Annotated in this window: 20 protein-coding genes and 1 pseudogene; 10 read left to right on the top strand and 11 right to left on the bottom strand. The window is 59.8% G+C overall.

Annotated elements, in window-relative coordinates:
• The 4 genes from secF to QTA57_RS09430 all read left to right on the top strand — a co-directional run bounded on the left by secF (window position 1) and on the right by QTA57_RS09430 (window position 2,708).
• Window positions 1-972 (top strand): protein translocase subunit SecF, encoded by a 972-nt coding sequence (secF, locus tag QTA57_RS09415; protein WP_290151209.1) that lies wholly within the window; start codon window positions 1-3, stop codon window positions 970-972.
• Window positions 965-1,717, top strand: a complete 753-nt coding sequence (locus QTA57_RS09420; protein WP_290151210.1) for a sulfite exporter TauE/SafE family protein — start codon at window positions 965-967, stop codon at window positions 1,715-1,717. The genes secF and QTA57_RS09420 overlap by 8 nt, the downstream gene beginning before the upstream one ends.
• Before the next feature lie 12 nt (window positions 1,718-1,729).
• Window positions 1,730-2,095: an Mth938-like domain-containing protein gene (locus tag QTA57_RS09425; protein ID WP_290151211.1), complete on the top strand. Its 366-nt coding sequence runs from the start codon at window positions 1,730-1,732 to the stop codon at window positions 2,093-2,095.
• Window positions 2,096-2,261: 166 nt separating this feature from the next.
• The gene (locus tag QTA57_RS09430; RefSeq protein WP_290151212.1) at window positions 2,262-2,708 is read left to right on the top strand and encodes a hypothetical protein; all 447 of its coding nucleotides are present in this window, start codon (window positions 2,262-2,264) and stop codon (window positions 2,706-2,708) included.
• Here QTA57_RS09430 and QTA57_RS09435 read toward each other — a convergent pair.
• The 3 genes from QTA57_RS09435 to QTA57_RS09445 all read right to left on the bottom strand — a co-directional run bounded on the left by QTA57_RS09435 (window position 2,668) and on the right by QTA57_RS09445 (window position 4,767).
• Window positions 2,668-3,414 (bottom strand): DUF1194 domain-containing protein, encoded by a 747-nt coding sequence (locus tag QTA57_RS09435; RefSeq protein ID WP_290151213.1) that lies wholly within the window; start codon window positions 3,412-3,414, stop codon window positions 2,668-2,670. The two genes, QTA57_RS09430 and QTA57_RS09435, sit on opposite strands and share 41 nt — an antisense overlap.
• Window positions 3,411-3,839 carry a VOC family protein gene (locus tag QTA57_RS09440; protein ID WP_171561693.1) on the bottom strand — a complete coding sequence of 143 codons (429 nt, stop codon included), beginning with the start codon at window positions 3,837-3,839 and terminating at the stop codon, window positions 3,411-3,413. Before QTA57_RS09440 ends, QTA57_RS09435 begins: the two co-directional genes overlap by 4 nt.
• 67 nt (window positions 3,840-3,906) lie before the next feature.
• Window positions 3,907-4,767 (bottom strand): DUF817 domain-containing protein, encoded by an 861-nt coding sequence (locus QTA57_RS09445; protein WP_290151214.1) that lies wholly within the window; start codon window positions 4,765-4,767, stop codon window positions 3,907-3,909.
• 83 nt (window positions 4,768-4,850) lie between these two features.
• On the opposite strand from QTA57_RS09445, the gene thyX reads away from it, so the two are divergent.
• From thyX to QTA57_RS09460, 3 genes are all read left to right on the top strand, one after another.
• Window positions 4,851-5,765 carry an FAD-dependent thymidylate synthase gene (gene thyX, locus QTA57_RS09450; RefSeq protein ID WP_290151215.1) on the top strand — a complete coding sequence of 305 codons (915 nt, stop codon included), beginning with the start codon at window positions 4,851-4,853 and terminating at the stop codon, window positions 5,763-5,765.
• A 93-nt stretch (window positions 5,766-5,858) separates the two neighbouring features.
• Window positions 5,859-6,623 carry a hypothetical protein gene (locus tag QTA57_RS09455; protein WP_290151216.1) on the top strand — a complete coding sequence of 255 codons (765 nt, stop codon included), beginning with the start codon at window positions 5,859-5,861 and terminating at the stop codon, window positions 6,621-6,623.
• A gap of 231 nt (window positions 6,624-6,854) precedes the next feature.
• Window positions 6,855-7,253, top strand: coding sequence for a DUF2177 family protein (locus QTA57_RS09460; protein ID WP_290151217.1), 399 nt, complete (start codon window positions 6,855-6,857; stop codon window positions 7,251-7,253).
• Between the two features lie 4 nt (window positions 7,254-7,257).
• Here QTA57_RS09460 and QTA57_RS09465 read toward each other — a convergent pair whose 3' ends face one another.
• Complete coding sequence (locus QTA57_RS09465) at window positions 7,258-7,494, bottom strand: hypothetical protein (protein WP_171561702.1); 237 nt, start codon at window positions 7,492-7,494, stop codon at window positions 7,258-7,260.
• Between the two features lie 223 nt (window positions 7,495-7,717).
• Complete coding sequence (locus QTA57_RS09470) at window positions 7,718-7,924, bottom strand: cold-shock protein (RefSeq protein ID WP_145216217.1); 207 nt, start codon at window positions 7,922-7,924, stop codon at window positions 7,718-7,720.
• Between the two features lie 224 nt (window positions 7,925-8,148).
• Between QTA57_RS09470 and QTA57_RS09475 the strand changes: the two genes are divergently transcribed.
• Window positions 8,149-8,499 (top strand): arsenate reductase family protein, encoded by a 351-nt coding sequence (locus QTA57_RS09475; protein ID WP_330696676.1) that lies wholly within the window; start codon window positions 8,149-8,151, stop codon window positions 8,497-8,499.
• Here the strand turns inward: QTA57_RS09475 and QTA57_RS09480 are convergent.
• The 4 genes from QTA57_RS09480 to QTA57_RS09495 all read right to left on the bottom strand — a co-directional run bounded on the left by QTA57_RS09480 (window position 8,452) and on the right by QTA57_RS09495 (window position 11,035).
• The gene (locus QTA57_RS09480; RefSeq protein WP_290151218.1) at window positions 8,452-9,012 is read right to left on the bottom strand and encodes a DoxX family membrane protein; all 561 of its coding nucleotides are present in this window, start codon (window positions 9,010-9,012) and stop codon (window positions 8,452-8,454) included. The genes QTA57_RS09475 and QTA57_RS09480 overlap by 48 nt on opposite strands.
• Window positions 9,009-9,752 (bottom strand): HvfC/BufC N-terminal domain-containing protein, encoded by a 744-nt coding sequence (locus QTA57_RS09485; RefSeq protein ID WP_290151219.1) that lies wholly within the window; start codon window positions 9,750-9,752, stop codon window positions 9,009-9,011. Before QTA57_RS09485 ends, QTA57_RS09480 begins: the two co-directional genes overlap by 4 nt.
• 5 nt (window positions 9,753-9,757) lie before the next feature.
• Entirely contained in the window at window positions 9,758-10,612 is an 855-nt protein-coding gene (gene bufB, locus QTA57_RS09490; protein ID WP_290151220.1) for an MNIO family bufferin maturase, read from the bottom strand.
• A 69-nt stretch (window positions 10,613-10,681) separates the two neighbouring features.
• Entirely contained in the window at window positions 10,682-11,035 is a 354-nt protein-coding gene (locus QTA57_RS09495; protein ID WP_145216232.1) for a BufA1 family periplasmic bufferin-type metallophore, read from the bottom strand.
• Between the two features lie 349 nt (window positions 11,036-11,384).
• On the opposite strand from QTA57_RS09495, the gene QTA57_RS09500 reads away from it, so the two are divergent.
• Window positions 11,385-11,753, top strand: a complete 369-nt coding sequence (locus QTA57_RS09500; RefSeq protein ID WP_171561717.1) for a hypothetical protein — start codon at window positions 11,385-11,387, stop codon at window positions 11,751-11,753.
• 433 nt (window positions 11,754-12,186) lie between these two features.
• A complete protein-coding gene (locus QTA57_RS09505; protein WP_290151221.1) occupies window positions 12,187-13,701 on the top strand; it encodes a serine hydrolase domain-containing protein in 1,515 nt (504 codons plus the stop codon).
• Window positions 13,702-13,843: 142 nt separating this feature from the next.
• Here QTA57_RS09505 and QTA57_RS09510 read toward each other — a convergent pair whose 3' ends face one another.
• Both QTA57_RS09510 and thrS read right to left on the bottom strand, forming a co-directional pair.
• The gene (locus QTA57_RS09510) at window positions 13,844-14,302 is read right to left on the bottom strand and encodes a hypothetical protein (RefSeq protein WP_290151222.1); all 459 of its coding nucleotides are present in this window, start codon (window positions 14,300-14,302) and stop codon (window positions 13,844-13,846) included.
• Window positions 14,303-14,463: 161 nt separating this feature from the next.
• Window positions 14,464-16,411, bottom strand: a pseudogene (gene thrS / locus QTA57_RS09515) (threonine--tRNA ligase).
• Between the last annotated feature and the right edge of the window lie 39 nt (window positions 16,412-16,450).

A 16,450-nucleotide genomic window follows, 5' to 3' on the forward strand; every position in this document is an offset into this window, starting at 1 on the left:
ATGCGCCTCCGCCTGGTTCCCCAAGAGACAAATTTCAACTTCTTCCGCTTCGCGCGGGTCACATTTGGTGCCTCAATCGTCGCGATGGTGCTGTCGATTGGCATCTGGCTTGCGATGGGGCTGAATTTCGGGATCGATTTCCTGGGCGGCACGACGCTGCGTGTGGAGAGCACGCAGGAGGTGGTCGTGGGCGACTACCGCGCGGCGCTTGATCCATTGGGCCTTGGCGATGTCTCGATCACCGAAGTGTTCGACCCGACCTTTGAGGCGGGTCGCCATGTGGCGATGGTCCGCATTCAAGCGCAAGAAGGCCAGGAGAGTGTGACACCGGAGACGGTGAATGCGGTGCAGGACGCGCTTGTGGCGGCGATTGACCCGGAGATGACCTTCCCCTCGGTGGAAAGCGTCGGACCGAAGGTCTCGGGCGAGTTGATCACCACGGCGCTGCTTGCGGTCGGCATCTCGCTGGCGGCGATCTTGATCTATATCTGGCTCAGGTTCGAATGGCAGTTCTCGGTCGGCGCGGTGGCGGCCTTGATCCACGATGTGGTGCTGACCATCGGGGTGTTTTCGCTGCTGCAAATCCGGTTCGATTTGGCGACGATCGCGGCGCTTCTGACGATCATCGGCTATTCGATCAACGATACGGTGGTGATTTTCGACCGGCTGCGCGAGAACCTGCGGAAATACAAGAAAATGCCGCTGGTCGACGTGATGAACCTCAGCGCCAATGAGACGTTGAGCCGGACCTTGATGACCAGTGGCACGACGCTTCTGGCGCTTTTAGCGCTGCTGATCCTCGGTGGCGATGTGATTCGCGGCTTCGTCTTCGCGATTTTCTGGGGCGTGATCGTGGGCACCTATTCCTCGATCTATGTGGCGAAGAATGTCGTCTTGATGATCGGGGTGAAACGCGATTGGTCGAAGCCGGATGGAAATGCCGGGACGCAGTTTTCCAACATAGATGCCTGAGGCATTGAACGCCGCACTGGCCCTGGATGGGCTGGTGTGGGTTCTGGCGACGACGATCCTTGCGGGGGTGGTCTATGGCTTTGCGGGGTTCGGCTCGGCGCTGATTTTCATGCCTTTGGCAACGATCTGGCTGGAGCCCGCCTTTGCGATAGCGGCGTTTTCCCTCTCGGCAATCGTGTCGCTGTTCACCGTGGTGCCGCGCGCCTGGGGCGTGGCGGAGAAATCCGCGACCTTCACCTTGATCGGCGCGGCCTTTCTGGGCGCGCCGTTTGGGATCTACCTGCTACGTGTCTTGGACGTTGATTGGGTGCGCATCGCGGTTGCGACGACGGTTTTGGTGACCTTGGCGGCGCTGATGGCGGGTTGGCGCTATGCCACGCGACCGGGGGTGGCCACCCGCATCGGGGTTGGCGCGGCCACGGGCGTTTTGGGCGGGCTGACCGGGCTGATGGGGCCGATTGTGATCCTGTTCAATCTGGGCGCGGGCAGCCGGGCCGAGGTGATGCGGGCCAATACGATGGTGTTTCTGACCACGATCAGCATCCTGGTCCTGCCGCAAATGGCGTTTCAGGGATTGTTGAGCCTGGAGGCACTTTGGCTGGGGGTGGTGATGATGCCGGCCTATGGGATCGGGACGCGGATCGGGCAGGCGCTATTCGACCCGGATCGCGAAGTTATGTATCGCAGGGTCGCATATGGTATTATCGGTTTGGCGGGTGTGATGGGGCTGCCGATCTGGCAGTGAGTGGAGAACGGCATGCAGCTACATGAAGTGCAATATGACGACCGCAAGCCGATCGACGGCTATGGGCCGGGATTTTTCCGGGTCGGTGGCGAACGGATTGACGGAGGGGCGCTGTTGTTGCCCTCGGGGGTTGCGCCTTGGGCTGGGTATGAAGCGGCAGGGCCTCTGATTGCGGCGGCGGACGAGATAGATGTTTTGCTGATCGGGACGGGCGCAGAGATTGCGCATATCCCAGAGAATTTGCGGGCGGCACTAGAGGCTGCTGGCATTGGGGTGGAGGTGATGGCGTCACCCTCGGCCTGCCGGACCTACAATGTGCTTCTGGCCGAAGGGCGGCGGATTGGCGCGGCGCTTTTGCCGATTTCCGAGGCAAAATAGGCGGCCATTATTGGTTCATTGCATCTTTGGGCAAATATCCATTGTTTATTCCTAATTCACGTCTTTTGGGCGGCCTAATGTCGCCGTTTGGGTGAATCGGAATTGACAGTGGCTTTGAATGAACTCACCGATTGGGGACTTTCGGACAGATAAAGGGTTCAATACGATGTTTCGTTCATTTCGGCAGGTTGTTTCAAAGGTGGTTGTCGTATCGATTGCCGTAATGCTCGCGGCGCCGGTAAGCGCGCAGAATTCGGCGCTGCAAGTCCCGGTGACATCGGAGTTCATCCCCGGCGAGATACAGTTTACCGGCGGGTTGGGGACCGTTTATCAGTATCGTTGGACGATGGTGGCCGTTGATGGCCAGTTGGCGCTTTGTGGTGCAGGTTATCTGCGGGATGGGCGGCTGCGCAGTTCGATCAATGATATGCTGGAGGGGGCTTCTCTTCTGGTCGGATCGCAGGTTGTGCCGGTCGACGCGCGGTTTTTCACGCGCGCCCGTAGCGCGCGCCGACTGGATCAAGCGGTTGCGACTTGTCAGCCGACCGGCGTGTCCGCAAATACGCGTGAAACTATCTATTTTCAGCCGGATTCAGGTTCCTGGCGGAACTAGCGGGGGACGGTTCTGGCTCTAGCGATCCCAGGATCATCACCCGCAGCTCGCGTTCCAGCTTGCGGCGCATGACCTCTTCGAAATGGTCGTGGTTGAGCGCGTGTTCGACAAAGGCGCCCGGGCCGCGGATCACTTCGCTTTCATAGTAAAGCTCGATCTCGCGACTGGCCCCGCCGATGGCCAGCCCGTTCACGGTGACCCCGTTCAGCGCGAAATGCTCATAGGCGGCTTCGGGCGGGAAGCCGTCATTGTTTTGTCCGTCGCCTGAGATGTCGAGCGTCTGGAACAGGCACGGCGGGGCCTCAGCGAAGCGTTCGGCGGCAAAGCCGATGGCATAGCCAAGCGCGGTGGGAAAGTCGGCATGTTGCCGTGTGGCCCGCGCGATCTGTTCGGTGACGTTAACGAGGTCCTCTTGGGTCCGGATCATCGTCCAGTTGACCAGCATGTCCTGCTGAAACCGTCCGCTCCATTCATAGACGGCGAAGGCGACGGGGCCGGGGCCGTTTAGAAATCCGTTCTGCACTTCGGGAGACAGGAGCGCGGAGATCAGCCCGTTGATTTGCAAGGAATATTCCGCCTCATCGACGGAGGCCGAGACATCCATACCGAGGAGCAAGGCCAAGCGGCATTGCTCCTCGGCTTGGGCATGAAGTGGCAGAGGCGTGGCCAGCGAGAGGCCCAGGGCGATGAGGCCAGCGCGGATCACCAGTGACCGGTGTTTTCCATCGAGGCCCAGGGTTCGGCCGGGGCCAGCCGCTCGCCAGATTGCAGAAGCTCAACGGAGATGTTGTCGGGCGAACGCACGAAGGCCATATGCCCGTCGCGTGGCGGGCGGTTGATGGTGACGCCGGCCTCCATCAGGTGCTGGCAGGTCTCGTAGATATTGTCGACCTCATAGGCCAGATGCCCGAAATGGCGGCTGTCGGAGGGCAGCCCCTCGTCGCCATCCCAGTTATAGGTCAGTTCGACCGGGCACTCGTCTTGTCCCGGAGGCGCCATGAAAACCAGGGTGAAGCGGCCGCCTTCGTTTTCCCAACGGCGGGTCTCATGCAGGCCGAGAAGTTGGAAGAAGGCCATCGTGGCCTCCAGATCCTTCACCCGGACCATGGTGTGAAGATATTTCAATCCCATTACAGCTACTCCCTATGCTCGTTTGGGGTAGCCTAACCCGGGTTGGACGCGCGCGCATCCTCTGTCTTCAGTAAATTTCCCGTGGGGTGGGCGCGACGGGGCGGATGTGCAGCGCGTCGCGCAAGATCAGCGTGACCGTCACGAAGCTCACATAGAGCAGCAGATACCAGGAGCCGAGCTTGCCGAGCGAGACCAGATCCAGCGCGCCTTGGCCCGCGTAAGACCAGGTTTGCGTGAAGGTGCCGACATTCTCGGCGATCCAGATGAAGATGGCCGACAGGAACGCCGCCAGCGGCAGCGGCATCCAGCGGGGTGCGCTGCCCGCATAGAACCAGACCCGCGTCCGCCAGAAGAGCAGCACCGTGGCCAGGAACAGCCCGGCGCGGATATCGGGCAGGAAATGATGCGTGAAGAAATTGCCATAGATCGCGGCGGCCAGCAGGAGGGTCAGCGCAAAGGGCGGGTAAGGCGCGAACTGCATATGAAAGATGCGGATGACGCGGGCCATGTAGCTGCCGACGCAGGCATACATGAAGCCCGAGAAAAGCGGCACGCCGCCGATCTCCATAACCCCGGTATCGGGGTAATCCCAAGACCCCATATGCAGCTTGAATACTTCCATCACAGTGCCGGTCAGGTGGAAGAGCGCGATGACCTTGGCCTCGGCGATGCTTTCGAGCCGGAGCCAAAGGAACAGGATCTGGGTGGAAAGCGCGAACAGGAATAGCGCGTCATAGCGGCTGAGCGCCCAATCGGGCGACCAGAGGAAGCGCGTGGCGATGATTGCGATCAGAAACAGGATGCCGAAAAGCGCCGCCCAGCCCTGTTTCAGCACGAACATGATGAACTCGGCGAGATGCGGGTTGAGCCGCGCGCGGGCCCAATCGCCCATGCGGCGTTCCAGAAAAACGACGCCCCGATCCGTCATCCTGCCCCTTTATCTTGCGTGCCTGCCTCGCGCTGATGCAAGATGTTGTAGACCCCGAATCCCTAGAAGGAAAGAGCAGAGACATGCCGCTGAGCCCTGAGCAACTGGCCGAGATTGAAGAGAGCCGTCAGAATCCGCAACCCACCTTGCGCGCTGTCGCGCCGGGGATGGAGCAGCATCTCTATAAAGCGCAGCCGGTTTTGGACCACGGCTTTGTGCGGGTCATCGACTATATGGGCGACGACGCGGCGATCGTGCAGGCGGCCCGGGTGAGCTATGGCGCGGGGACCAAAAAAGCCCGCGATGACAGTGGCTTGATCCGCTATCTGATGCGACACTGGCACTCGACCCCGTTTGAGATGTGCGAGATCAAACTGCATGTGAAACTGCCGGTTTTCGTGGCGCGGCAATGGATTAGGCACCGGACGGCGAATGTGAATGAATACTCGGCGCGCTATTCGATCCTCGACCGGGAGTTCTATATCCCCGCGCCGGAACATCTGGCGGCGCAATCGGTGGTGAACAACCAGGGGCGCGGCGAGGTCTTGCAAGGCGAAGAGGCGGCGCGGGTTTTGGAGGTGCTGAAGGCCGACAGCGCGCGGGCCTATGACCATTACGAAGAGATGCTGAGCCAAGAGGGGCAGGCGGGGTTGGCCCGCGAATTGGCGCGGATGAACTTGCCTGCGAATGTCTATACGCAATGGTATTGGAAGGTGGATTTGCACAACCTGTTCCATTTCCTGCGGCTGCGCGCGGATGCCCATGCGCAATATGAAATCCGGGTCTATGCGGATGCGATTTGTGAGATGGTCAAGAATTGGGTCCCAGCGGCCTATGGCGCCTTTGAGGATTACCGCATGGGCGGGGTGCAGTTGAGTGGCAAGGGGGTTGATTGTCTTCGGCGGATGCTTTCAGGTGAAAAGGTCACGCAGGAGAACTCGGGGATGAGCAAAGGCGAGTGGCGGGAGTTTGAAGGGGTTTTTGCCGGTCCCGCTTGAGTGGGGAAGAATCGGTCCAGTGGAGCGATTTGAGGCGAAAACGGGCGGATTTTGGACTCGCCCAAGATTCAACTCTATTCGCGGTGAGCGCTGATGCCTGGAGAGCCTCTTTTAGACACTATCCTCAAAACGAGTGCAAAAGTCGGCGATCTATATGTCCCGGCTGGCTCTTTGGAGGCACACCTCGGCCGGTTTGCTTCTCAACTGATGGTCTGGACCCACGATGACGTCCACAAGATCTCCATTATTGGTTCCGCCGTTGGCGTGCTACATCAAGGAAGACAACTCCTCATCTGCAGCAGACATCAGCTACGAAACCAGAGGTTGGAAGACGTCGGGTTGATGCTCCCAGATGGAAGTAGTTTCGTGACGTCTTCCGGTTCAAGGACATTTAACGAGGGAGAGCATCTATTGCAGTCTGACGCATATGATGTTGCTGCTTTTGAATTTACTGACCCGGTAAGAGAACACCCACAACTCTCCAATCAGTTTTTCGAGTTTTCAGCGATTCCTCCGAATACCAATAATGTGAACCTGCTGGCCTTCATAGTAGTGGGATTTCCTTCCGCGGATCAAAAATATGAACTGGAGGACAAGAATCATCTTGGGATAACCAAACGAATCCTGGTTGCAGAAGTAGATGGCCAACCCAGAGACGAGGCGCTTTTAGGGCTGAAATTCATTACACCACTAGAGTTCGACCCTGACGGATTGAGTGGTGGCCCTGCATATGTGGTACAATATGTAGATGGCGAGCCAAGGGTTTTCTTGGGTGGCATATTGACTAGGGCCGGCAAAGATAATTGTTACATCCTCAAATCCGGATTCCTTTGGCAATTTCTATCTGGTTTCAATTGAACTGCGCGATGCTAACCAGGCACTCGGCCCGGCACCGCCGGGCAGCGCCCGACCCTCCCCCGGGAGGGCGCTTTTGCGACGTTCGGGAAAGATCCGACCTTAGCTGTTTTGGTGCGCGCGCGTGCAGCTCATCCGTTGTGATGCGCCCTCCCAGGTTCGGGCGCTGCCCTCTGGCATAGACCTATGCGCGATCCGTGCTACCTCTCGGAAACGCAACCGGAGCCGCACCACATGTCCCTTCTGATCCTGTTTCTCGCCACCTCGGTCATCTTCCTCGTCGCCGATGCGATCATGCTGCCGACGGTGATCCAGCCGATCTTTGCGCGGCATCTGGGCGATGGGCTGGCCGAGGGGATCCGGTGGCTGCCGGCGATCCTGTTTTACCTGATTTTCATGTTTGGTATTCTATGGTTCGCGGGCTGGCCGGCTTTGCGGGACGGCACCCCGCATATGGCGCTGATCAATGGTGCGATCTTGGGGTTGGTGGCCTATGGCACCTATGAATTGACCTCTTGGGCCGTCATGCGGGACTGGCATCCGCAGATGGTCGTGCTCGACATGGCCTGGGGCACGGTCTTGACCGCAGGCGCGGCCTGGGGCGGGGTGATGATCACCCGGGCGCTCACCTGAGGCGTTATTCGCGCAGCCAGGTTTGTTCGATGTACAGGATGCTGGCCTTGGGGATGATCAGGTCAGTCTGGTGATCCCGTCCGTTCCGGATGCGGAGCTTAATGAAATCATCGCCTTTCTCGCGCACAGAGCCGCGCACGGTTGCACTGCGCACGGCGCCGTTGGTGAGGCGGATCGGTTGCGTGAGGATGAATTTATAGGTGTAGCGCGGGTCGTTGGTAATCACTTCGTCAAAGAGCATTTGTGGTCCTTTCCAGAGGCGCGCCCGAGAATACAGGCGCGGCTGAAGGTCTTAGGAAAGCCCGCAAAATGGGGGTAGCGCAAGAAATTCTTGCGGATTGCCGCTCTGTCAGAGGTGATCTGCGGGGCCGCGGCGACGGCTCAATTGTGGGGAAAAACATCAATACGCCGCCCGAATCTCCCCCCGCGCGACGTCTGTCTTGTGGCCCGATCCCTAGAGGGAGTCAGAGCTTCTGCAACTCCACCGCCGAGGCGCGGCCATCACGGCCTTCGCGGAGTTCGTAGCCAATTTTTTCGTTGTCGGCCAAGCCGGTAAGACCGGCGCGTTCGACCGCTGAGATATGTACAAACACATCATTGCCGCCATCATCGGGGGCAATGAAACCATAACCTTTGGTGGTGTTGAACCATTTTACAGTGCCAGTGGGCATCGTCGTTGTCTTTCCTTCTCAAGGTTTTCCGCCCGCAGTAGTGCGGCGGTGCGGTGTCGTCAGGGCCGTCCTATTGGAATGCCTTCTTGAGAGGGCGGTTCAGCATAAACCTGTTGTCACAGAGAAAAGTTTGGAGCGAAATTGAAAAAAGGCAAGTGTTGGGTTGATTATGGGCTCTCTCTGGCATCAATTCGCGGAGCAATTGCGGCAAAGGTGCATAAGAGATGATCGTTTTCGGGCTAAAAAACTGCGACACATGCCGAAAGGCGGTGAAGGAATTGAAGGCTGCCGGGCATGATGCGGTTTTGCGTGATGTACGGGCCGCGCCATTGGATGCAGCGGAGTTGGCCCGGTTTCTAGACGCTTTTGGCGATGATTTGGTGAATCGCCGCTCGACCACGTGGCGTGGGTTGTCGGAAGAGGAGCGGGCCGCAACGCCAGAAGCGTTGCTGACGGCCCATGCGGCGCTGATGAAGCGCCCGGTGATCGAGGCGGCGGGGGGCTTTATCTCGGCTGGGGCGCCGAGGTTAAACAGGCGCTCCTTTAGCGCGGCCGCGCAGGATCGCATCGAGTGAGAGCGGCCCTGCGCCGCGCAGGACGATAACGATCAAGAGAAACACCCAGAACGCGCGTTGATCCATAATCAGGCTGCCGGAGGCGGCGTCGAACCAGCTGCCCCGGTCGGCGGCGGAGATGCTATGGCCGAAAATGTCGACCCAGCTTTGTGCGAAGACAAACCCGATCATGCCGAGGGCGGCGAGCCGTGTAGCCAGGCCAATCAGTAGCAGAAGCGGGAGGATGAACTCGCCCCAAGTCGCACCCAAGACCAGCAATTTGGCGAAAAGCCCCAATTGGCTCGCGTCATAGCCCGCGGCCTCGAACATGCGCGGCAGGATTTGGCCATAGGCGCCGAAACCGACATTGAGAAAGCCGAAAAACCCGTCGCCCAACTTGGTCAGGCCGGAATTCCAGTAATAGATCAGCAGCGTGCCCGCGAAGACCAGCCGCGCCAGGGTGGGGATGAGAAACGGCGCCAGGCCCTCAAGGGCGTCGAAGATGCGATTGTGCAGGGAAATCAAGGCAGTCATGGGTCTTTCCGATCAAGGGTCAGGGCGCCGGTGCTGACAAAGAGCGACAGAAGCGCGGAGATATTGGCTTTGGGTTCGGCGGCCTGGGTCGCGGCCATGGCCTCGGCAACGCTCATCCGGCCTTTTAGAAGCCGGGCGAAAGCAACACCGCCGATGGGCAAAAGATGCGGCACCGGGTCAAACCCGGGCCGGGTGATGATCACGTCTTGGCCACCGCCGGTGGGTTTGGGAGCGTCCGGGTCGCTATTGGCGCGCCAGATTGCGTAGATCGGATAGCGGGATTGGACGACCAGTGTCGCAGGCGCGACGCGGGGTTTCAGCGCCAGAACCTCATTCGGATCGAGGCCTTCCATCGAGAGTGGGGTCACATCGGCGGCGTGATAGGATTGCCGGAGGCCCAGTTCCAGCTTGGCGATATCCGGCAGATAGGGCAGATGCGCGACCGGCTCAAAGCTGGCCAGAAAGCCCGGGAGCCGTTGGCCATAGAGTTGCAGGCGCGGGTGTTCGGGCGGGTGTGCGCGCAGGAAGACGCCCGCCATGGCTTTGAAGAAGTCGTCGCCCACGAGTTTCCGGAGAACGGGGAAGCCGGTTTCCAGCGCCTGGGTCAGTGAGACAGCGACATTGTTGCGATAAACGTCAAAACGTTTGCCTGCGGGGCCGCCATGGGCATCGCCGAGCCCCTCCGGGGCTGGCCGGCCTGCATCCATGATGGCTTCGGCGAATTGGGTTTGGCCAGCCATCGCTCTCAAGCCTCAACTGGCGTGAGAATGGTCTCCGCCCGGGCCGCTTCGGCGCGCAGTTCGGCAAAGGGCGGCACGTCGGTATCCCATTCGATCAGCGTCGGGCGGGGGCCGCCCCGGGCGATGGTGTAGCGATAGAGCGCCCAGACCGGGTCGACCACCTCGCGGCCATGGCTGTCGATCAAGAGCGGGCGGCCTTGATCGTCTTCATCTTCGTCATGACCGCCGAGATGGATTTCGCCCACATGGTTGAGCGGGAAGGCGTCGATATAGCTATGCGCGTCCCAGCCCTGGTTATTGGCGGAGACAAAGACGTTGTTCACATCAAGCAGCAGGCCGCAGCCGGTGCGTTTGGCGATCTCGGACAGGAACTCGACCTCTTCCATCTCGGTTTCGTCAAAATCCAGATAGGTGGAGGGGTTTTCGAGCAGCATCTGCCGACCGATCGTGTCTTGCACCTGGTTGATATGAGCGGCGACGCGGGCGAGCGTGGCCTGCGTGTAGGGCAGGGGCAGCAGGTCGTTCAGGAAGCCCATATCGTGGGTCGACCAGGCCAGATGTTCCGAGAAAGACGCGGGGTTGAGCCAGGTGCAGAGATGTTTCAGCCGCGCAAGGTGATCCGTATCGAGCGGGGCTTCGCCGCCAATCGACAGGCCAACGCCATGAACCGAGATCGGGAAACGTTCGGCCAAGGCGCGCAGTTGCGCCAGCGGGCGGCCGCCATCTCCCATATAGTTTTCGGCGTGAATTTCGAGCCAGGTCACCGGGCCGGGATCTGCGATCAGATCGGCGTAGTGCTGGGCTTTGTAGCCGATACCGGCGGTCAGAGGGAGGCGCGTGTTTTGAGCCATATCGAGCATACTACCACCGGATCGTCTTAAAAAGGACCCCTGGCGCGAACGCCAGGGGCGGGTTTGGCAAAAGCCAAATTACATGTCGAGCGAGCGCAGAACCGAGGTGTCGGTGCCTTCGGGCAGGTCGCGCGCCAGGCCTTCGTAGCCATCGGCTTCGAGCGAGGCGAGGGTCTCACCCATGCGGCCATCTGGCAGCTCAACGTCGGCGCAGGTGCCGGCGGGCACGAAGGTCCAGGCGTTGCCCTGATAGTCAACGGTCGAGGTGCCGGCGCAGGTGGTGCCGGGGCCTGCGGCGCAGTCGTTTTCGCCAGCAAGGCTGATGCCGAAGCATTTTTCCTGGGCCTGTGCTTGGGCCGGTGCGGTGCCGTGAGCGGTCAGAACAGCAGCGGCGGCGCCGAGCAGCGCCAGGGATTTCACGTGGGTCGACATTTTGGAGTATCTCCGAGTTGGTTAGATGACAGATCGCAAGTAGCAGCGACAGGGAAATTGGTAGCGGCTGGGGTCGATCACTGGCCAATCACAGAGCCGTGCCGCACGGGTCCGTGAGCGCGCGCGAGAGGTTTGTGAGCAGGGCGGGCGGTGCTAAAATGCGGGGAATATTCAAGAAAACAAGGGTTGCGACAGTATGCGGCCAACCGGGGATTTCCGCTCATGTTACAAGGGAAACCCGGGGGAAGAACGGCAAATGTTTCACCCTAGTCCGGTGGCGGCTCGATCTTGGATTGGACGGGCGTGGGTGCCATATCGAGATGAGACAGGCAGGCAGAAGGACTCTCACATGCGCAATGCGGCATTGGTTTTGGGCATTATCGGCGGTGTCACCGGTATGATCGTCGGTTTTTTCGTTTATGGCTATGTGGCGTTTATCGATTCATTTGGTGAGATCGATAATGTGGCGCGGCAGGTCGACAACCCACAGCTTTTCAAAACAGTTGCGATTCTGTCGCCGCTTTTGGCGATTGCGGGCGGCGCGATGGCCCGGGCGCGGGCGCTTTGGGGCGGTATCTTGCTGTTGATCTCAGCCACGGGGATGTATCACGCCTTCGGCTTCAATGTCGCCACCATGTTCCCGATTGCCTTTTGTGGTTTGGGTGGGCTCTTAGCGCTGGCCGCCGGGCGGCCCGATGAGGAGAAAGCGCATTTTTGAGGGATGGCGGTCTTTGCGTCCCAAGCGCGCGTCGCTCAATCGTCGAAAGGCAGGCATCAAACCGAAGGCACCGGGCGAGCATTTGACGGCTCCGGCGGGCTTGCGCTTTGATGGCACCGGTTTCATCGTTTCGGTAGTTGCCGGGATTGCGTTCTCTGCCCCGCAGGGCGGGTTGCCGCGATCTCCAGAGGGGCTTTCGTTATCTGAGTGATTGCAATTACCAATGCTAGTCGGATTTCGCTTCACACTGAGGTATGCTGTTTTTTGATCCGTGCGCGTGTATCGGTTCTGTCCGCGCATCGTAAGTGTACCGTCAATAGAGCGTGAGTATGATCAAGATGGGACAGATGCCACAGGTGATCAGACGCGGCCTGCGTCGCACAGGACTGCCGACATCGCGCTTATTGGGTCTCATCAGAACAAGAGATGATGCTTGCTGTATTCATGCGAGGCAAATCTTGGCGAGCGTGATGTGATCTGCGTCACCTCTTTCTCCACAAATGCGCAACCCTTGCAGGACATTGCGGCTGACATCGTTGGCGAGGAGCGCCGTGCCGCCGATGCGCCGGCCCTCTCCGCGATCCTTCTGCGCGATGGGCAGATATTGGCGCATGTCGTTGACGGGCGTGCGGACCCGGCGATGGGCGTCGACGCGGGCCTTGATACGGGTTTCCCGGCGGGGTCGGTAACTAAGATCCTCACCGCCGCACTTGTGATGACGGAAGTCGATGCCGGTCGACTGGATCTCGACGCACCCATTGCTGAGCATATCCCGGCTGATTTGCGCCCCATGGATGCGGATGGGGCCGAGGTCGAGGTGACACTGCGCCAGCTTCTGTCGCACAGTTCCGGCCTGCCGGTGACTTGGGACGGCTTTCCACCCTATCCGCCGGTCGAGAGCCGGGAGGCCTATATCGCCGCATCACGGACCATTGTGCATCCGCCGGGCGACCGGCTGGTTTATTCCAATGTCGGGTTCGTTCTCGCCGGAGAGGTTGCGGCAGCCTCCGCCGGGATGACCTTTGAGGACTTGGCGCAAGATCGGCTGCTTACGCCGCTCGGCATGACACAGTCCTCTCTTGGCCGAGCGGAGGACTATGACGGCCCGCTTGCCGCCGGTCATGCACGTACTGGCGACATGCTGGAACCGGAACCGCATCTTGACCTGACGGCCCTTGCCGCCGCTGGCAGCCTGCTGACGACTCCGGGGGATCTGGCGCGTCTGGCAACCATGTTCCTCAACGATGGCGTCTTCGAAGGCCGCAGAATTCTGAGCGCGGCAGCGGTTGATGAGATGATGACCATGCAGGCGCGTGCCCATCCCGATCTCGATGAAGGGTTCGGGCTTGGCTTCGGTGTCCGGATGGGGGAGGCCGGTCGCAAGGTCTGGTGGGATGGCACAACGACCTGGGGGGCCGCCCATTTCGCGTTGCACCCGGACTCCGGCACCGCCGTCATCGCAATGACGAATGTGGCCGACAATCATCCGACATCGGTGTCTGGGCGCAGGTTACTTGAGTTTGCTGTGCCCGACCTTGCAGCCGGACCGCCGCCTGACATTCCGATAGATGAGGGGATCGACGGGTATTATCTCGCGATCGATCTGGTGGATCCCGATCTATGGTTCTTCGCCTATGCAATGCCGTTGAGAGTGCAGTCCGACGCAAGGTCGGTTCGTCTTACGTCCGGGCTTACCGATCCGTTAACGCTGATCCCCACCGCACCGCAGCGGTTTCGCGTCAACGGCGGCATTCTCGATGGGGCCACAGCCCTCGCGACGGGGGATCTGCTGCAGGTCGGCCTCGTGCGGGCCGAGCGCCTGCCAGCCCTGCTGACCCCGCCGGCGCTTATGGCCTATGCCGGCGCGCTGGCCCTTGCGGTGCTGTTCGGCCTCTGGCTTGGCCTTCGCGCGGTTTGGCGTCGTGTCCGCCGTGCGCACGCAAATTGAAGCCTTGCGAGGGCGGTTGATGACCGCGACAGCCACACAGACAGCCGGACGCGCGCGGTGGCAGAACTAGGCTGGACGGATAAGGAATTGCCGCCTTTCGAAAACTGGATGCAAGGCACTTGCACGCAAGCCCCTCCAGTCTCTAACGACCGTAAACTCTTTGAAGATCAGCGACCGCCTCTGCCTTACAGCCGTGAACATAAACCCGGTATCGCACATCGTCTTTGCCGCCATAGGGGATCATGTCGTCATAGAAATGAATGCCCCTCCTCTGCAGAGATTTCTTCAACGCGGTGAGCTTGACCTGGTCCTTGATGAAACCAACTAAATGGCTCCACGCCCAACTGTCATCTTTGATCTGCGTATATGCGTGGAAAACCGCGTCGCTTTCGCAGTCGAAGACCTTCTCCACCCTCTTCACGCCGCGTTCGATGAAAACCCACTGAAAAGATGTCCCGACCTTTGCGAGTATGAACCCCTCGGAGATAGGCGCCCTATCAATCTGATAAGACAGAAAGTTGCAGCCGTTTTCTTCCATCCATAACCTCAAGTCACGGATCGTCCGAAGTTCAGTTTTTGGTTGTTCTGGCTTGAAATCCAAATGATCTGGCCTGTCGGTATCTCACTCAAGAAACGGCGCCGAGACTTGATCATTCTCCACGATCAACACGTTCTATCTCATCTCAGCGCCCGAAAGCAGGCGTTGCTCCTTGAACGCCTGACAACAGCTTTCTCTGGCCTAAGCGGCCATTGCCCCTTAGGTCACTTCAGGTCCGGCGGGATCGCCTCGTTGGTCAAATCGGCGAGAATCTGATCGACCGGCAAGACGCTGGTCTGTTTCTCCCCCAAACGGCGGAGAGTGACGGTGCGGTCCTCCACCTCTTTGCGGCCGATGGCGAGGATGACGGGGACCTTGCCAACGGAATGCTCGCGGACCTTGTAGTTGATCTTCTCGTTCCGGATATCGGGTTCGGCGCGGATGCCGGCGTCTTTCAGCATCTGGGTGACTTCCAGCACATACTCGTCGGCCTCCGACACGATCGCGGCCACCACGACCTGACGCGGGGCGAGCCAGAACGGCAGTTTGCCAGCATAGTTCTCGATCATGATGCCGATGAAGCGCTCGAAGGAGCCCAGGATTGCGCGGTGCAGCATGACGGGGCGATGTTTTGCGCCGTCTTCGCCGATGTAGTTGGCATCGAGCCGCTCGGGCAGGTTGAAATCCGCCTGGAACGTGCCGCATTGCCATTCGCGGCCAATCGCATCTGTCAGTTTGAAGTCGAGTTTGGGGCCGTAGAATGCGCCTTCGCCCGGGTCGATCTCATAATCATTGCGGACGCTGAGGATTGCCTTCTCCAGCGCGGTTTCGGCCTTGTCCCAAACCTCGTCAGAGCCGACGCGGACCTCGGGGCGGGTCGAGAGTTTGATGTCGAAACTGGCAAAGCCCGCATCGCGGTAGATGCCGGACAGAAGCTCGATAAAGGCCGCGCATTCCGCCTCGATCTGATCTTCGGTGCAGAAGATATGCGCGTCATCCTGGGTAAAGCCGCGCACCCGCATCAGCCCGTGGAGCGCGCCATGCGCCTCGTAACGGTGGCAGGAACCGAATTCGGCCAGGCGCAGCGGCAGATCGCGGTAGGATTTGATGCCCTGGTTGAAAATCTGCACATGGCAGGGGCAGTTCATCGGCTTCCAGAGCATTGGTGCGTTTTTCATTCGCGTGCTCTTCGTCGATCTCCGTGATGTACATGTTTTCACGGTATTTATCCCAGTGGCCAGAGGCCTCCCACAGTTTGCGGTCGACCACTTGCGGGGTCTTGATCTCCTGATAACCGGCTTTGGTCAGGCGGCGGCGCATATAGTCTTCAAGCTCGCGATAGATCGACCAGCCATTGGGGTGCCAGAAGACCATGCCAGGCGCTTCCTCCTGGAAATGGAACAGCTCCATCTCGCGGCCCAGGCGGCGGTGGTCGCGTTTTTCGGCCTCTTCGAGGAAGGTCAGATGATCTTTCAGCTGCTGCCGGTTCTGGAAGGCGACGCCATAAATCCGCTGAAGCTGCGGGCGATTGCTGTCGCCGCGCCAATAGGCCCCGGCGACTTTCATCAGTTTGAACGCGTCGGCGGGCACCTGGCCGGTGTGTTGGAAATGCGGGCCGCGGCAGAGGTCTTGCCAATGGCCATGCCAATACATCCGGAGCGGTTCGTCGCCAGGGATGCTTTCGATCAGCTCGACCTTATAAGGCTCGTTATTGGCCTCGTAGAAGGCGACGGCGCGGTCGCGTTCCCAAATCTCGGTGGTCACTGGGTCGCGGCGGTTGATGATCTCTTTCATCTTCGCCTCGATCACGCCGAGGTCTTCGGGCGTAAAGGGCTCCTCCCGGTCGAAATCGTAGTAGAAGCCGTTATCGATGACGGGGCCGATGGTGACTTTCACATCGGGCCAGATCTCCTGCACGGCGCGGGCCATGATATGGGCGCAGTCATGGCGGATCAGCTCCAGCGCCGGGGCCTCATCCTTCATCGTGTTGATGGCGATCGCGGCATCGGCCTCAATCGGCCAGGCGAGATCCCAATGGGTGTCGTTGACTTGCGCCGAGATGGCTTTTTTGGCCAGCGAGGGCGCAATGCTTTCCGCCACTTCCGCCGGAGTCACGCCAGCGGCGTAGCTACGGGAATTGCCATCAGGGAAAGTCAGGGAAATCTGGGCCATTGGCCGGTCTCCTCATCAGTTTGGCGCCTACGAAACGCC

The organism is Fontisubflavum oceani, assembly GCF_030407165.1.
In the GTDB taxonomy this organism is placed as follows: Bacteria; Pseudomonadota; Alphaproteobacteria; order Rhodobacterales; family Rhodobacteraceae; genus Rhodophyticola; species Rhodophyticola oceani.

What these genes read in the sequence shown, in the direction of transcription:
- secF (WP_290151209.1), top strand. Translation starts at nt 1, where the DNA reads ATGCGCCTCCGCCTGGTTCCCCAAGAGACAAATTTCAACTTCTTCCGC.
- QTA57_RS09420 (WP_290151210.1), top strand. Translation starts at nt 965, where the DNA reads ATGCCTGAGGCATTGAACGCCGCACTGGCCCTGGATGGGCTGGTGTGG.
- QTA57_RS09425 (WP_290151211.1), top strand. Translation starts at nt 1,730, where the DNA reads ATGCAGCTACATGAAGTGCAATATGACGACCGCAAGCCGATCGACGGC.
- QTA57_RS09430 (WP_290151212.1), top strand. Translation starts at nt 2,262, where the DNA reads ATGTTTCGTTCATTTCGGCAGGTTGTTTCAAAGGTGGTTGTCGTATCG.
- QTA57_RS09440 (WP_171561693.1), bottom strand. Translation starts at nt 3,839, where the DNA reads ATGGGATTGAAATATCTTCACACCATGGTCCGGGTGAAGGATCTGGAG.
- QTA57_RS09445 (WP_290151214.1), bottom strand. Translation starts at nt 4,767, where the DNA reads ATGACGGATCGGGGCGTCGTTTTTCTGGAACGCCGCATGGGCGATTGG.
- thyX (WP_290151215.1), top strand. Translation starts at nt 4,851, where the DNA reads ATGCCGCTGAGCCCTGAGCAACTGGCCGAGATTGAAGAGAGCCGTCAG.
- QTA57_RS09455 (WP_290151216.1), top strand. Translation starts at nt 5,859, where the DNA reads ATGCCTGGAGAGCCTCTTTTAGACACTATCCTCAAAACGAGTGCAAAA.
- QTA57_RS09460 (WP_290151217.1), top strand. Translation starts at nt 6,855, where the DNA reads ATGTCCCTTCTGATCCTGTTTCTCGCCACCTCGGTCATCTTCCTCGTC.
- QTA57_RS09465 (WP_171561702.1), bottom strand. Translation starts at nt 7,494, where the DNA reads ATGCTCTTTGACGAAGTGATTACCAACGACCCGCGCTACACCTATAAA.
- QTA57_RS09470 (WP_145216217.1), bottom strand. Translation starts at nt 7,924, where the DNA reads ATGCCCACTGGCACTGTAAAATGGTTCAACACCACCAAAGGTTATGGT.
- QTA57_RS09475 (WP_330696676.1), top strand. Translation starts at nt 8,149, where the DNA reads ATGATCGTTTTCGGGCTAAAAAACTGCGACACATGCCGAAAGGCGGTG.
- QTA57_RS09480 (WP_290151218.1), bottom strand. Translation starts at nt 9,012, where the DNA reads ATGACTGCCTTGATTTCCCTGCACAATCGCATCTTCGACGCCCTTGAG.
- QTA57_RS09485 (WP_290151219.1), bottom strand. Translation starts at nt 9,752, where the DNA reads ATGGCTGGCCAAACCCAATTCGCCGAAGCCATCATGGATGCAGGCCGG.
- bufB (WP_290151220.1), bottom strand. Translation starts at nt 10,612, where the DNA reads ATGCTCGATATGGCTCAAAACACGCGCCTCCCTCTGACCGCCGGTATC.
- QTA57_RS09495 (WP_145216232.1), bottom strand. Translation starts at nt 11,035, where the DNA reads ATGTCGACCCACGTGAAATCCCTGGCGCTGCTCGGCGCCGCCGCTGCT.
- QTA57_RS09500 (WP_171561717.1), top strand. Translation starts at nt 11,385, where the DNA reads ATGCGCAATGCGGCATTGGTTTTGGGCATTATCGGCGGTGTCACCGGT.